General features: G+C 37.6%; 19 protein-coding genes. 15 read left to right on the top strand and 4 right to left on the bottom strand.

What is annotated here, in order from left to right; genetic code table 11:
* Positions 1–32: 32 nt before the first annotated feature.
* From B3P16_RS06715 to B3P16_RS06685, 7 genes are all read left to right on the top strand, one after another.
* Positions 33–1,784, top strand: a complete 1,752-nt coding sequence (locus B3P16_RS06715; RefSeq protein ID WP_286841978.1) for a RagB/SusD family nutrient uptake outer membrane protein — start codon at positions 33–35, stop codon at positions 1,782–1,784.
* A gap of 11 nt (positions 1,785–1,795) precedes the next feature.
* A complete protein-coding gene (locus B3P16_RS06710) occupies positions 1,796–2,677 on the top strand; it encodes an endonuclease/exonuclease/phosphatase family protein (protein ID WP_286841977.1) in 882 nt (293 codons plus the stop codon).
* A 65-nt stretch (positions 2,678–2,742) separates the two neighbouring features.
* Complete coding sequence (locus B3P16_RS06705) at positions 2,743–3,810, top strand: SGNH/GDSL hydrolase family protein (protein WP_286841976.1); 1,068 nt, start codon at positions 2,743–2,745, stop codon at positions 3,808–3,810.
* Between the two features lie 76 nt (positions 3,811–3,886).
* On the top strand, positions 3,887–4,159 hold the full coding sequence (locus tag B3P16_RS06700) for a DUF6984 family protein (RefSeq protein ID WP_313158820.1): 273 nt from the start codon (positions 3,887–3,889) through the stop codon (positions 4,157–4,159).
* Positions 4,160–4,170: 11 nt separating this feature from the next.
* Positions 4,171–4,563: a hypothetical protein gene (locus tag B3P16_RS06695; protein WP_286841972.1), complete on the top strand. Its 393-nt coding sequence runs from the start codon at positions 4,171–4,173 to the stop codon at positions 4,561–4,563.
* 349 nt (positions 4,564–4,912) lie between these two features.
* Positions 4,913–6,040, top strand: coding sequence for a TlpA disulfide reductase family protein (locus tag B3P16_RS06690; RefSeq protein ID WP_286841970.1), 1,128 nt, complete (start codon positions 4,913–4,915; stop codon positions 6,038–6,040).
* 227 nt (positions 6,041–6,267) lie between these two features.
* Positions 6,268–6,759, top strand: coding sequence for a hypothetical protein (locus B3P16_RS06685; protein ID WP_286841969.1), 492 nt, complete (start codon positions 6,268–6,270; stop codon positions 6,757–6,759).
* 27 nt (positions 6,760–6,786) lie between these two features.
* On the opposite strand, the gene B3P16_RS06680 is transcribed toward B3P16_RS06685, so the two are convergent.
* Complete coding sequence (locus B3P16_RS06680; protein ID WP_286841967.1) at positions 6,787–6,993, bottom strand: hypothetical protein; 207 nt, start codon at positions 6,991–6,993, stop codon at positions 6,787–6,789.
* A 174-nt stretch (positions 6,994–7,167) separates the two neighbouring features.
* Positions 7,168–8,199 (bottom strand): PDDEXK nuclease domain-containing protein, encoded by a 1,032-nt coding sequence (locus tag B3P16_RS06675; RefSeq protein WP_286841964.1) that lies wholly within the window; start codon positions 8,197–8,199, stop codon positions 7,168–7,170.
* A 480-nt stretch (positions 8,200–8,679) separates the two neighbouring features.
* On the opposite strand from B3P16_RS06675, the gene B3P16_RS06670 reads away from it, so the two are divergent.
* The 5 genes from B3P16_RS06670 (at position 8,680) to B3P16_RS06650 (ending at position 11,580) form a co-directional block, all read left to right on the top strand.
* Positions 8,680–9,114, top strand: a complete 435-nt coding sequence (locus B3P16_RS06670) for a hypothetical protein (RefSeq protein ID WP_286841963.1) — start codon at positions 8,680–8,682, stop codon at positions 9,112–9,114.
* 156 nt (positions 9,115–9,270) lie between these two features.
* On the top strand, positions 9,271–10,026 hold the full coding sequence (locus B3P16_RS06665) for a helix-turn-helix domain-containing protein (RefSeq protein WP_286841961.1): 756 nt from the start codon (positions 9,271–9,273) through the stop codon (positions 10,024–10,026).
* Positions 10,027–10,090: 64 nt separating this feature from the next.
* Positions 10,091–10,627 (top strand): dihydrofolate reductase family protein, encoded by a 537-nt coding sequence (locus B3P16_RS06660; RefSeq protein WP_286841959.1) that lies wholly within the window; start codon positions 10,091–10,093, stop codon positions 10,625–10,627.
* Positions 10,628–10,807 (top strand): peroxiredoxin family protein, encoded by a 180-nt coding sequence (locus B3P16_RS06655; protein WP_172393929.1) that lies wholly within the window; start codon positions 10,628–10,630, stop codon positions 10,805–10,807.
* Positions 10,808–10,881: 74 nt separating this feature from the next.
* The gene (locus B3P16_RS06650) at positions 10,882–11,580 is read left to right on the top strand and encodes a hypothetical protein (RefSeq protein ID WP_286841958.1); all 699 of its coding nucleotides are present in this window, start codon (positions 10,882–10,884) and stop codon (positions 11,578–11,580) included.
* Positions 11,581–11,713: 133 nt separating this feature from the next.
* On the opposite strand, the gene B3P16_RS06645 is transcribed toward B3P16_RS06650, so the two are convergent.
* Positions 11,714–11,953 (bottom strand): hypothetical protein, encoded by a 240-nt coding sequence (locus B3P16_RS06645; protein WP_172394862.1) that lies wholly within the window; start codon positions 11,951–11,953, stop codon positions 11,714–11,716.
* Positions 11,950–12,411, bottom strand: coding sequence for a hypothetical protein (locus tag B3P16_RS06640; protein ID WP_286841956.1), 462 nt, complete (start codon positions 12,409–12,411; stop codon positions 11,950–11,952). The genes B3P16_RS06645 and B3P16_RS06640 overlap by 4 nt, the downstream gene beginning before the upstream one ends.
* Before the next feature lie 57 nt (positions 12,412–12,468).
* Between B3P16_RS06640 and B3P16_RS06635 the strand changes: the two genes are divergently transcribed.
* From B3P16_RS06635 to B3P16_RS06625, 3 genes are all read left to right on the top strand, one after another.
* The gene (locus tag B3P16_RS06635) at positions 12,469–12,654 is read left to right on the top strand and encodes a hypothetical protein (RefSeq protein ID WP_286841955.1); all 186 of its coding nucleotides are present in this window, start codon (positions 12,469–12,471) and stop codon (positions 12,652–12,654) included.
* Between the two features lie 271 nt (positions 12,655–12,925).
* Positions 12,926–13,258: a DUF6984 family protein gene (locus B3P16_RS06630; RefSeq protein ID WP_286841953.1), complete on the top strand. Its 333-nt coding sequence runs from the start codon at positions 12,926–12,928 to the stop codon at positions 13,256–13,258.
* Positions 13,255–13,620: a hypothetical protein gene (locus B3P16_RS06625; protein ID WP_286841952.1), complete on the top strand. Its 366-nt coding sequence runs from the start codon at positions 13,255–13,257 to the stop codon at positions 13,618–13,620. Before B3P16_RS06630 ends, B3P16_RS06625 begins: the two co-directional genes overlap by 4 nt.
* Positions 13,621–13,629: the final 9 nt, after the last annotated feature.

Raw genomic sequence — 13,629 nt, 5'->3', positions numbered from 1 at the left:
TATACATGACGATTATTTAAAATGAAAACATCATGAAAAGAAATCTTAATATTTTTACACTTATTGTTGGACTTGTGGTTGGCTCATGCAACAACGACTATCTGGAACGATATCCCATAGCAGAGCTGGCCCCTGAAAACTATTTTCGGACCGCTTCCGAGTTGCAGACCTTTACCAATGCTTTTTATGCAGATCTTCCTGATGCGCTGGCCATACATTACAATACACCGGGTCAGGGCGATGACGAAGCACGTAATACGCTCGCTTCTGAATTTCAGGGCACCCGTACTACTCCAGCAAGTGGAGGAGGGTGGACATGGACATCCCTTCGCCGTATAAATTTCTATCTTGAAAATTCGCACAAATGTGCAGATGAGGCAGCACGGTTGCAGTATGATGGTATTGCTCGATTTTTTCGTGCATATTTTTATTACGACAAGATCGTTCGCTTTGGTGACGTACCATGGTATGACAAAGTAAATCAGCTTGATGATCCTGCTATGTTCAAACCGAAGGATTCCCGTAAAGTTGTTTTCGCTAAAATACTTGAAGATCTTGATTTCGCTATAACCAACTGTAGCACAACTAAAAGCGCTCAATTGATCAGCAAATGGACCGCTTTGGCTTTTAAATCCCGCATGTGTTTATTTGAGGGTACATTTCGCAAATACCATGGCTTGGGCGATTGGGAAGACATGCTTCAGCAAAGTGTGTCTGCCGCCGACGAGTTAATGAAGTCCAATACCTACAGTATCTACAAAAGTGACCCAAATAAAGCCTATCAGGAGCTGTTCATTGCAGAAGATGCCAATCCTGCAGAAATGATCTTGGCGCGGCAGTATAGCGCATCTGTTCCTTTTGTCCATTCTGCGAATTTCTATATTTTGTCCGCTTCTTACGGCCGTCCGGGTATGGTTAAAGAACTTGTGAATAATTACTTGATGAAAGATGGAAGCCGATTTACCGACAAGCCTAACTTTGATAAACTATCGTTTTACGAAGAAACGCAGAATCGCGATCCGCGGCTATCGCAGACGGTTCGCACACCTGGCTACAAGCGTATTGGTGCGAATACAACATCAGTTCCTGATTTTGCAACATCAGTAACAGGTTATCAATATATTAAGTATATTCTTGCACCGGGCTTTGATGCTGGGCAAAGCACCAATGATATGCCCATTATCCGTTATGCAGAAGTATTACTTAACTATGCCGAAGCAAAGGCCGAATTGGGTACAATCAATCAGAATGATATTGACAGATCCATTAAATTACTTCGGGATCGTGTCAATATGCCCAATTTGGTGTTGGCCGATGCCAATTCCAACGCTGATCCCTATCTTTTGGCTGCTTACCGCAATGTTAGTAAGAGTGGCCAAACAGGGGCAATCTTGGAAATTCGCCGAGAGCGCCGTATCGAGCTTGTAAAAGAAGGGTTACGCTATAATGACCTGTTACGCTGGAAAGAAGGAGCGAAAGTTGCCAAACCATTTTATGGAATGTATTTTCCTGGAGCAGGCGAATACGATTTGGATCAAGATGGAAAATTGGACCTGGTGATTTACGAAGGCACTGCGCCTACCAAAAAACCTGGTGTCCAATATCAGAAACTGGGTGAACTGGTTTTGGAAAATGGAAAAAATGGTGGCCGTATTGTCAATTTGCCAGACATTCTAAAAAAATGGACAGAGGAAAAAGATTACTACTATCCAATTCCGACACAAGAGCTTCAGTTAAATACCAAGCTCGAACAGAATAAAGGTTGGGATAAATCAGGTACTTAAAGAAAAAGAAAATGAAAAATTATAAAAACTTATTTGTTATTGCCATCATTGTGGCTGCGAATGCGTGTATTGCAAATGCGCAGGAAACATTAAAGATTGTCTCGTATAATGTCCTTTATGGATTAAAGAAAGATTCGGTCAATATATATCGGTTTGTAAACTTTGCAGAGGACTGGAAGCCGGATGTGATTGCCCTGGAAGAAATGAATGGATATACCCAAAAGACGCTGGAACAATTGGGACAGCGTATCGGTCACGACTATGTTTTACAATCTAAGGAAGATGGATTTCCTGTGGCCATTACCTCCAAGTATCCTTTGGTCAATTTTAAGAAGGTCACTGAAAATATGTGGCATAGCTACATCTATGCGAAAATAAAAGGTGTACACTTTTTTGTCATTCATTTTTCGCCATTCAGTTATGAGAAGCGATTGAAGGAAGTGACGGATATCTTGGCGCAAGTCAATGAGATGCCGAGTAACGAACCTATACTCATTATGGGTGACTTTAATTCTCTGGATATATCGGACAAGGACAAATATGGAAAGGAAGTTTTGGACGCTATGAAGCAAAGTGAGCAAAAACATGATCACATCCGTAACTTGCACAATGGAGCGATCGATTATTCTGTATTGGGGAAACTGCATGAAGCAGGATTTAAAGATACATATCGTTTGTTACATAAGGAGTTTGAAAGTTCTGTTCCGACTTTTAAGGATGGTAATGGCAATATCAAACAAAAGAATACCGGTCATCCTAAACGTATTGATTTTATTTGGGCCAATTCAGTAGCAGCCTCACGGGTTACCAAAAGTGGTATTGTCAAAAATGAATATACACATTATATTTCTGATCATTACCCAACATTTATAGAGCTTAAGCTCAGTAAATAATAAAATTCGCCCCCATAGGGGGCGAATTTTATTACGACTTTTGTTTATCATTAATTTAAAGTGCAATGAAAAAAAAGATCAGTACGCTTCTCTTTATCATCCTTATTTGTAGTTCATTTTCTAGCTATGCGCAACAAGTTATTCCTGCATCTAAATTTGAGATTCAAGGAAAGCCTTTTGAAAATACCCGTAGATATCATCGTGTAGACACATTAAAGTATAAAAATCTTCCTGCTGCCGTAAAGAAATTGTATACACATGGTACTGGAATGTATGTCACTTTTAAGAGTAATACCGGTAAACTATCCCTGAGATGGAAAACAGTCGATGCGGAATTGGGTAATAATTCGACGCCGATCATGTCACGGGGATTTGATGTATATGTAAGGGATGTAGACGGTTGGCGCTTTGCGGGGGTGGCTCGTCCCGATCTCAAGAACGCAGAAAGTAAGGCTATATTGGTCGAGGATATGGCTAAAACCGAAAAAGAATTTCTTCTTTATTTTCCTTTGTACAAAGAGTTAGTGGATTTTGACGTGATTATTGATGAGAAGGCATCCTTTGTAGCCACTAAGCAATCATTTAATAAAAAGGTGGTGGTTTATGGCTCCAGTATTGTCCATGGTGCTTCGGCAAGCCGTCCGGGCTTAGCTTATCCGGCGCAATTAGGGCGTAAGTTGAATGCCAACGTGCTTAACATGGGGGTCAGTGGCAATGCCCGCATGGAGCCCGCCGTAGCTGATATGCTTAGCGATATCGGTTCTATAGATTTGATTATCATGGATTGTGTTCCAAATAGCAGTCCGGAGGAGGTGAAAGAAAGGACCTTTAATTTCGTAGCGCGGCTACGTAAATCACATCCGAAGGTACCCATATTGCTCATAGAAAGTATCACACGTCAGATAGGCAACTATAATCTTAAATGGCGTGCCCGATTGATTGCGCAAAATAACAATTTTAGGCAGCAATATGAAAGACTGAAGCAGACGGGATATAAAGATTTATATTATTTACCAACCGATCATTTGATAGGTGATGATTCCGAAGGAACGGTGGATGGCACACACCCAACAGATGTCGGATTTGAAAGGATGCTAAAAATAATTGGCGCTAAAGTAGAGGCTATCCTTTAGCGCTCGCATGAGGAAGAAAAATAGAGGCAAAAGAAGACTGCCCACTACGGAATCAAACTAATTTCCTGTTTGGTTCGTGTTAGGCTATTGGACGACGCAATTATCTCTTTTTTGGAGCTTGTTTGTTGAGGAGATGGACGATGGTGGAATGGGCAGCCTTCAAGTAATTGTAGAAGGGGAGGATCATAGGCGCTTTGGTGGCGTACTAGCCGATATGGATTCGCATGATACAGATGGTATGTATCTGCTTATATCTGTTGTAGTAGATACCGATGATAATTTTTATGAACTGGATATTTTCAAAGGTGATTTTTCTCCGTTGATAAAACTGCCTGAATTTTCACTCTAATAGATTACAATATGGATGAAATAACTATAAATGAAGAGTTTGGAGACTTATTCGCTTACAATCTAAGTGTGAATTTTCAAAAGAAAGTCACGGAAATATATTACGGTGAGTATATAACAGAAAACGCGTCTCCGATTAAGAAAATGATTTTCGAAAATGTTGTCTGGCAGGAGTTTTCGGAGTTTGATTTTGTCAATATCTTCAATCTAATAGAAATTGAAAATAGCTTTGAAGTGTTTTTCAATAGCCATTTGCGCTATTTTAATCGCATGAAAAATTATATTGCTGAGGATAAAATGAATGCAATGAAAATGCCAGATTTGTTCTATTACACTTTTCGTCAAACGAGTGGTTTCAACTGCTTCATAATTACCAAGGCAGCATTGAGAATCGAATTTCTATAATGCTATTATCCTAGTATATTGGAGAATAAAATTCTTGTCATCCTCAATATCTAAATTCTTGAATAGAATACCAATTGCATTGGTGTTTTCTATTTTTAAACCCTTCAAATTCGACGGGTTTAAAATTGGGGGCAGTACAGGGAAATACATTCATTCCTCATCTGAACGTTGGACATCGGATATGAGCGGCGTGCTCAGAGCTCCCTGCTGAAATACGTAGGTCTAAAAGCGATTTTTAATTGTTTTCTAGAAATATATTATGCTAAAAAAATCATTAAAAATTTTCTATTTTCGCATTTGGAATTAATCCGAAATCTAAGTTAAATTATACCCCTGAACATATAAATTTATGAAATTAGCATTTCTCGCTCTAGCCTTGCTATTAAGTGGACAATTGTTGTATGGACAACAAAATTATTTTACTATTGAAGGAAAGCTGACCAAGAAAACGGCCTATAAATATATTTATCTCAACTATGAAAGTACGGAAGGTTTTAAACAGGATTCATCTCTTATAAAAAATGGAGCTTTCTATTTTAAAGGCGTTCCCGTGTATGGAACATATGCCTCTATTCAGTTAAAAGAAAGCGGGAGATTGAATCCAGATAGTGGAAATCAATTTGATTTTATGATTGAGCCCGCCAATATTAAGATTCATGTGGATGGAAATTTTAATGAGTCCCGTATTGATGGATCTCAGATCGCTAAAGACTTCCAAGAAATCAAACGTATTTTAAGGCCTGTGGAACTAGCGCGAACAAGATGGTACGAAAGATATAATCAATTCAAGATGACGGCGAATCCAGATAGTAACGAACTGAATAAGTATAGTATCGAATATCAAAAAATTGAAAAAGACGAAACGGATTTAGTCATTGATTACATTGGTAAACATCCGGGAAGCTTTTCCAGCTTAATGGCACTGGGAAAGTTTTACCGTCGATTAAAAGTAAGGCAAATAGAAGATTTATGGGACAGTTTGAATGATCCTCTCAAACAAACTTCTTTAGGTAAGGAATTTCGCAGGCAAATCGATCGTATGAGTGCAGTTCAAATTGGAAAAATAGCTCCTGATTTTAGTGCTAGAGATACATCCGGAAATTTGGTGTCGTTGAACAGTTTAAAAGGAAAATATCTGCTGTTGGACTTTTGGGCTAGCTGGTGCGGACCCTGTAGAGAGGAAAATCCTTATGTGTTGAAAGCCTATCAAAAATTCAAAGCTAAAAATTTTGAAATTTTAGGGATTTCTTTGGATGATGAAACTACAAAAGAAAAATGGCTTAAAGCCATTCAAGAAGATCAATTAGTGTGGAAACAGGTTTCCGATCTTAAAGGCTGGCAAAGTGAGGTAGCTGAATTATATCATGTAAGAGGAATTCCCCAAAATTTTCTTTTGGATCCGAAGGGCCTGATTATAGCCACTAATCTTAGGGGAGAGGAGCTTTTAAAAACACTGGAAGATATTCTAGGGAAATAACTGAGTAAGCTAAAAAGATTCCTTTAGAAACAGTTTGCAGGCAAATAAAAGTGAAGCATTTTTATAACTGGAAAAAATATGATAAAGTATCAAAAAAAACAACGAGTAACATTTTTTAATGCTTTGGCCTATGTTAGTATAGGTACTTGATCACCTTTGTTCTGAGGAGGTACCAAATGTGTTCTAACCTAGAGAAAAAATAAATGATTTCTTTTAAATAAAAGCTAATGTATTTTAAACTAAAATTATCAAGTGATCCCAAAATTATCGGTGTGAGGAACGGGATCTATCAAGTTGAATTGATGGAAAAGGTTTTTACAAAGGAATACTTAAAGAAACTCGATGCTTATTTCCATACGGGAAGTTCTTGGACGCTGAAAGACGCATTACCCGATTTCTCTGTTTATTTTCAATTTAAAAAGTTGAAACTGACAAAAGAAACGAATTTCATGAGCTTCTGCCCTCACTTTAATAACTGCCTTTTTCTAATTGACGATAGATCGCTTAAGTTATTGGAATCATTTAATATTCAATCACATCAACTTTATCCAAGTATTATCTCTGACCCTATTAATTCAGCGGAAATTCATTCGTATAAGATGTTCTTTGCCTTAATGCAAGATTATGATATCGTTGACTTTAGTAAATCGGTCTTTTATACGGGAGGAAATGAGAAATTTCAGGCCTTTTCCTCAAATAAAAGTATTAGCGCTGAATAATGAATTTGATTCAAAACTGGACCTTTTCTATTCTCGCGTAGGTGGAGTTTTCATTTCTGAGAAATTGAGATCGGCCCTTGAAGAAAATGGCGTTACAGGTCTTGAATTTGATAATTCCGTTGAGGTAATATTTTGATCAACAATTTTTGCTCGTATGTCCATTGGTGAACTACCCTGACCGCTGCGCTCATGCTTTTCGTAGCCAAGGTGGCCGTCCATTTGTCCTTCGAGCATTAGCGATACTGCTCGTGCCTGTATTCGCGGAAAAACGATTGCAGCTCCAAGCCGTTCTTAAAACTCTTTAAAACTCCTTCTCGTTTAAATACATCACGGTAATTCTTTGAGTGTTATATGCTATATGGTCGCTAACCCCATGTTGTTAAGCCTTTTGATATCCCCAAAAGATAATCAAGGTTGTAATTCATCATCTTTGAAAAATATGCTTAATTTTTCTTCTATTTCTTTTGCATTTGGCAGTAGTTGTTTGTATTTTTTTGGTAATGATTTTGTTGTGCTATACGTCGCAACTCCAATAGGCAAAGAAGATGTGCTTAGCGAATATTCAACAATAGTTCTGTCCTTGGATTTACATATTATTATACCAACGGCATTATTCTCATGTTCGAGCTTTACTTTGTCATTCAACACTGAAAGATAGAATTCCATTTTTCCTTTGTATTCTGGTAGAAATTCGCCAATTTTCAATTCGATAGCAATAAGACATTGTAGTTTTCGATGAAATAATAACAGGTCTATAAAATAAACTTTATCATTGACCTCTAATTTATATTGACTGCCTAAAAAAGTGAAATCATTTCCCATTTCAAGCAAAAAGCTTCTTACATTTTTTATTAATGCCTGTTCTAGTTCACTTTCTTCATGTTGATCGGCCAAGTTCAAAAAATCGAAGGTATAGTGATCTTTTATCGCTAACAACGCATTTTTTTTTAAGCTATCACTTAATGTTCTGTCCCAGTTCGTTTGATTAAGGAGATAGCTTTCGAAACTCTTATTTTCAATTTGATTAATTAATACGTCTTTTGTCCAGCCGAATTTTTTGGTTGCTTGGATATAAAATTTACGCTCTTGTTGATCCTTACATTTAGATAATATGGCGATATGTTTTGTCCAACTAATTTCTCCAACCAATGGTTGGAGATTTGGATTATCATTATATTCATTATAAAATTGAGCCATATACCACAGGTTTGTTGTAGAAAATCCACCTATACCCGGAAACTCCTTTTGAAGCTCAGCAGATAGTTTTTGGACTATTGATTTTCCCCAACCGTCTTGCTGCTTGAACGTTATTGCTTTACCAATGTCCCAATATAATGCAATTAGCTGAGTGTTAACGACTTTTAAAGAATCATATTGTGCCTTTTTGACACGATCTTTTATTTGTACAAAAAATTCCTGTTCAAGCTTGCTTAAGTTCATGGTTAAACTATTTACTTTCCAAAAGTAACCCCGTTTCGATTTTTGGGTATCTTTACGAGACTCCTTTCTCTGAATAAAAGTTTAAATATACTAAAAAAAATAGTAATATATATCTTGTTATATATAGAAATTTAAAATAACAACTCAAGAAAAGCTTAAAACCCCTGACTTTTCGGTATCTCCCCAATACCGCTTACATACACCTTCTTTTCCTCAAATAGCGGTTCCAGCCCGTCGACTTTTACTATACACTTTAAAGAAAAGAACTATGGCAAATCAATTTTTAATTAAGAATACGATGCAGGACTACAAGGCACCACTCCAGTCTATTCAGGCGTTAAGCTACTGGGCTATTACAAAAAAGGAGATACCCCGGCACCAGTTATTTATTATTTCTCTTAAAACTATCCTGGACCAGACGATGGGGGTAGTGTTATTGCAGCGGGCGGGATTAAATTGATCCATAATTTCGTCGGTAACGTGAATATGTTATATTTTGGCGCTAAAGGTGTCGAAACGGGCGGACAGTTACCACATCCAGATGATCATCCTTATTTACAAAATGCGTTAAACTACTGTGCAGGCAAGGGAAAATGTATCAGCCTTCCGGGGCGCAAATTCTATACTTCAAAAACACTTAGTATACCACATAACAGCATCGGAGGGGGCATTGTTAGCGAACGAGGGAGTAATTCCTATGTTAAATCCTGTATCGAATTGATGGCAAGCTCTACGGACCTATATACCATAAGAAACTACTCGCAGGGGACAACATTTAAAGATGTAGCCATTAGAGGTAGATCCGTCAGTATTGCAAATTCTGTAACCGTATTGTTCAAAAGGGTGGATGCATACCCCAATTCGGGCGACCCATGGAAAGACGATCTGGAACAAATTCTTCTATTCATTCGATAGTGGCAATGCCAATCGGGAGAATTTTGTCTTGATCAACAATAAGACAACAGATGGCTGAGTATAGGGATTATATAAATCGATAGTTCCGAAAAATAACCTTTATATTTATCTGTTTCTATAGTATCAGTGCAATTGGCTTACTCAGAAATAATAAAAATGATTGAAGAAATAGCTTACCGGCCAAAATATCCGCTCAGTGAATTTATAGATTATATCTGGGTAGGAAAGTCGCCTAATCTTACCATGGATTTTATTCATCATGCTGCTTTGTTTACCGAACTTATTTTCAGTTATGGTGATGAGTTCGACATCAGAGGCATCAATACCGAAAAGATAAACGGTCGTACAGGAGTTCAGGTGCTATCGGGTTTAAAAAATCGACCTTTTCTGACCACAACAAATGGAGCTTACGCGTGCATAGGGTTAATCTTAAAGCCGTTTTGCTATGGCATACTGCTCCCAAAATTAGGGAGCTCATCTTTGGAAGAAGTAGCTTCGATTTTATTTGATTGTCTTTTTGCTGCCGAGAATCCTGATTTTGCCCAAGCCGAAAAATGTTTGTTGAGGGTATTCGAAACTTTAAATACCGACCCTCACTTGATGAGGTTCGAAGCACATCTGGCTACTGAAATAGCAGGAAAGGGAATGCTGAGGGATTTCAGTAAAGTGCTGCTGATTTCGCAGAAAAGTTTCATTCAGAAATTCAGAAAGCATTATTTTTTGACTCCCAGTGAATATCTGAATCTTTACAAAGTGAATAAAGCGATCATATTGCTTCAGAACAATTCGCTGGAACGATTGACTGACATTGGGCTGAAAGCTGGATTCTATGACCAGTCTCATTTTATTAGGGTATTTAAAAAACTCAGTGGTTATACTCCAAAAGAATTTTCAAAATTTGGAGCAGGGTAAATTCTGTACAATTTTAAATGTGTCGAAGGATTTAATTTTGTGGTATAACTTTAAATACATAAAAATGAATCAAAAAAACAAAGTCTTCATTGCCACCAGTCTGGACGGATATATTGCCGATAGGAACGGAGAAATCGATTGGCTGCTTTCCATACCGAATCCCGAGAAGGATGATATGGGCTATAAGGAATTTATTGCACAGATTGATGCACTGGTCATGGGCCGCAAAACCTTTGAAGTGGTTTGTGGTTTTGACGAATGGTATTATGATAAGCATGTTTTTGTGTTGAGCGACAGTATGACGGAGATCCCCGCAAAATTCAGGGATAAAGCTTCTCTTGTCAAAGGCTGCCTAAACGATGTACTGGCTGAAATTCATGGAAAAGGATATCATAACCTGTATATCGATGGGGGAAAGACCATTCAGGGCTTTTTGAAAGAAGACCGGATTGATGAGATGATTATTACCCTGATTCCTTATCTGCTAGGGGAAGGAATCCCTTTGTTCGGAGATCTTTCCGAAATGTTGAAGTTCGAAGCTGTGGGTACAAAAATCTTTCTAAATTCAATCGTTCAAAATCATTTTGTAAGAAAAAGATAAATGGATGGAGATTTCGGAGGCTTTGATCATATGATTGGCTGGCAAAGTGAGGTAGCTGAATTATATCATGTGAGAGGAATTCCCCAAAATTTTCTTTTGGATCCGAAAGGCGTGATTATAGCCACAAATCTTAGGGGAGAGGAGCTTTTAAAAACACTGGAAGATATTTTGGGGAAATAACTGACTAAGCTAAAAAGATTCCTTTATAAACAGTTAGCAAGGTTTATTACTTTTGTCAAATTATTAAACTATTTATGCGTTTTATATTTTCATTCTGTGCTGTACTTTTAGCAAGGGAAATATTTGAGACCATTAACCGTGGTTCAGATGCTTATGATATTTTACTTGGCGCAGTAGCTTTCCTACTTGTTTGTGGTTACCTTTATTTGGAAAAGGCTTACGGTTGGCTTAAGTTTATTGGTTTAGCAAGCTTGATTTCCTTTTGTTTTAATATTGAAGCACTAAATCAAATTAACATCTTTAAAATATTTGTAAAATCCCTGCCTATATTATTCAATATTTTCATTGGTTTAATCGCTATAGTTAACATTGCAGTATTTATTTTGATGACACTTGATTGGTGGCATAAAAAGTTCAATAAGCCTAAAAATAGGATAAAGACAATGAGCGAAATCTTTCCAAATCAGAAAGAAGACATACCAGCTGAAAACTTTCAATTTATGCAGCAGGTATTTATATCATTTTTAACTGCCCACAGCGTGAACGATGTTTGCGAAATTGACGAAAATGCAGACCTTCTCATCACAGAACTCCACTCAGATGATGAATATGATTTGTTATTCCATATTGACATATTAGGCCTAGTAAAGGATTATTCAGCGCTCGTTCCACAGCCTAAACTGGAAGAATTTGTTATTCTTTTTATTAAGTCATACTACGATGAGGTGAGCGAGTACCATACATTTAGATTTTCAGATTCATTTTCTTCTTAATAACCCTACATCTTATTTATAAGCATCCTGCCTAGTACCTTAAGTTTTTCCTAGGCGATTCTTTTTTAATAATTCCATATTGTTCTGCTTTAATGATATCCGTCTCGTCCTGAAAAAACTTTACGCCCGGCTTTTATATTTCCTCCTCATAAACCACCTCAGCTTCGAAATGTTCCATAAAAATAGTCAGTTCATCGGTGGTTAGCCAGGATTTATTATTGCGGTGCATTTTCCATTCGCCATTCAATATTGATATAGAGGTTATAAAAAAATTGTTGATCATTACTTGGAAGGAGCCACCCCCATACAGCTTTGAAATGTCGACATATTGAGGAATACCATCCACTAAACAGCGGAACATAATAGACTTCATCGCTCTTTCACCCATTTTATCTCCCCTCGCTGAATCATGGCAATATACTTCTGGATATGGTCATCAGTCAGCGGTGTTTCCGCTTCCAGGTGATATTCGAATTTCTTAGAGAACTGGTCATACTGTATCGAAGCAACATAGAAATTGTTTACATACACGTGCCATACTCCACCTTTCTTTGCGCTCACACGGACAATATTTCTTTTCCCGTTCGTGTAGAACAATTGAGGTGAATCGTGATCGAACCGAAGAATAAGCGCATCTATACAAGCGTCTTTCAAGTCATCTGGCATTACACCATAGGCGAGTTCCCATTCTCCCTGTGAACGCCTGAAGACGTAGAAACTTAGCCCATCCTTGCCATACAGATGATAATCACGCATGCCCATACCTTTATCCTCTATGTTCATCCGAACATACATTACCCGATTTCTACAATGGACTTCTAACGGTTTCATAGATCAAAATTACTAATAATATTAGTAATATATCAAGATAAATTTTAATTTTGTGAAATGAAACTAAGCAAAGAACCACCAACAGGGTATATAGACCACATTCGGAAAATGGCTTTATCAGCTGCACAGGGCGTAGGAATTGAAGCCGGGGCACGTATTTTGGAAGAGGGATTAAAGGCTTGGCCCAGTGAACTGGATGTCGCAATAAAATGGATTGTTATGGAGCGTAAAAAACTTAAATAGTGCTCGGCACTCTCTGTTGAAATGCTTAGGTCTAAATGTTCGAATTTGTATCATGTCAATGTTTCGCTGTACGGTTATCCACCGTCGGAGCCCATAAGTCTGTCTCTTCAAAACCTGTCGGAATACGATAATGTATGGATCCTCTATTTATATTGTGTATGGTTATCATAAAAGGTTTGGCAAATAAATATAGCAAAAGTTTGATTTGTTTAAGTGATTATTGATCTTTATATAGATGAATCTTTGATAAGCCAATAGAAGTATGCGAAATATGAAAAGAAGACTTAGCTCTGCGGAAGTAAAGCTGATTTCCTATTTGGTGCGGGATACACCAGAGGGAGCCCGCATCATAGCTTCATTGGAAGACCTATTTGTTGAGGAAATGGACGACGGCGGGATGGGCAGCCTCCAAGTAATTGTCGAAGGAGAAGACCATAGACGTTATGGAGGCACTGTAGCCGACATGGATTCTCATGATGTCGACGGAATGTATCTGCTTATCTCTGTTATAGTGGATACTGATGATAATTTTTATGAATTAGATATTTTCAAAGGTGATTTTTCTCCTTTGATAAAGATTCCAGATGTACCAATAAATTTATGATGCGGTATTTAAACGAAGATGAAATTCAATCCAGATTGAGACTTGGAAAATCAGTGGAGCAGTGGTTGGGTGTTGTTCAGGAAACAGATTATACCATACTCAGATGGTTGAGCATTGATAAGGTAAGCGACGAAAGTTTTTCTGTGGCTTATTTCGAATCATTTGATGAGGGAAATGAAGATTTCTTGGATATCTATTCGTTTTCATTGGTTGATCCAGATGAGCCATTTGGTGTGATACATACTTTTTCTTCAGTTGCTGATGCGTTAGAATTTGTAGGGCTAACTTACAAAGCGTCTCCTCATAAATATACTTCGGCTGGAATGGTTCAAGAAGAGTATCGGGATTATATTAATAGTTGACCTTATGTA

It is taken from the genome of Sphingobacterium sp. UBA7631, from assembly GCF_002483935.1.
Classification (GTDB): domain Bacteria; phylum Bacteroidota; class Bacteroidia; order Sphingobacteriales; family Sphingobacteriaceae; genus Sphingobacterium; species Sphingobacterium multivorum.
The sequence above is the reverse complement of the archived record's forward strand: the minus strand, read 5'-3'. Positions and strand labels throughout refer to the sequence as shown.

What these genes read in the sequence shown, in the direction of transcription:
- B3P16_RS06645 (WP_172394862.1), bottom strand. Translation starts at nt 11,953, where the DNA reads ATGAAGTCTATTATGTTCCGCTGTTTAGTGGATGGTATTCCTCAATAT.
- B3P16_RS06715 (WP_286841978.1), top strand. Translation starts at nt 33, where the DNA reads ATGAAAAGAAATCTTAATATTTTTACACTTATTGTTGGACTTGTGGTT.
- B3P16_RS06665 (WP_286841961.1), top strand. Translation starts at nt 9,271, where the DNA reads ATGATTGAAGAAATAGCTTACCGGCCAAAATATCCGCTCAGTGAATTT.
- B3P16_RS06655 (WP_172393929.1), top strand. Translation starts at nt 10,628, where the DNA reads ATGGATGGAGATTTCGGAGGCTTTGATCATATGATTGGCTGGCAAAGT.
- B3P16_RS06685 (WP_286841969.1), top strand. Translation starts at nt 6,268, where the DNA reads ATGTATTTTAAACTAAAATTATCAAGTGATCCCAAAATTATCGGTGTG.
- B3P16_RS06660 (WP_286841959.1), top strand. Translation starts at nt 10,091, where the DNA reads ATGAATCAAAAAAACAAAGTCTTCATTGCCACCAGTCTGGACGGATAT.
- B3P16_RS06695 (WP_286841972.1), top strand. Translation starts at nt 4,171, where the DNA reads ATGGATGAAATAACTATAAATGAAGAGTTTGGAGACTTATTCGCTTAC.
- B3P16_RS06625 (WP_286841952.1), top strand. Translation starts at nt 13,255, where the DNA reads ATGATGCGGTATTTAAACGAAGATGAAATTCAATCCAGATTGAGACTT.
- B3P16_RS06630 (WP_286841953.1), top strand. Translation starts at nt 12,926, where the DNA reads ATGAAAAGAAGACTTAGCTCTGCGGAAGTAAAGCTGATTTCCTATTTG.
- B3P16_RS06640 (WP_286841956.1), bottom strand. Translation starts at nt 12,411, where the DNA reads ATGAAACCGTTAGAAGTCCATTGTAGAAATCGGGTAATGTATGTTCGG.
- B3P16_RS06675 (WP_286841964.1), bottom strand. Translation starts at nt 8,199, where the DNA reads ATGAACTTAAGCAAGCTTGAACAGGAATTTTTTGTACAAATAAAAGAT.
- B3P16_RS06650 (WP_286841958.1), top strand. Translation starts at nt 10,882, where the DNA reads ATGCGTTTTATATTTTCATTCTGTGCTGTACTTTTAGCAAGGGAAATA.
- B3P16_RS06680 (WP_286841967.1), bottom strand. Translation starts at nt 6,993, where the DNA reads ATGCTCGAAGGACAAATGGACGGCCACCTTGGCTACGAAAAGCATGAG.
- B3P16_RS06635 (WP_286841955.1), top strand. Translation starts at nt 12,469, where the DNA reads ATGAAACTAAGCAAAGAACCACCAACAGGGTATATAGACCACATTCGG.
- B3P16_RS06705 (WP_286841976.1), top strand. Translation starts at nt 2,743, where the DNA reads ATGAAAAAAAAGATCAGTACGCTTCTCTTTATCATCCTTATTTGTAGT.
- B3P16_RS06690 (WP_286841970.1), top strand. Translation starts at nt 4,913, where the DNA reads ATGAAATTAGCATTTCTCGCTCTAGCCTTGCTATTAAGTGGACAATTG.
- B3P16_RS06710 (WP_286841977.1), top strand. Translation starts at nt 1,796, where the DNA reads ATGAAAAATTATAAAAACTTATTTGTTATTGCCATCATTGTGGCTGCG.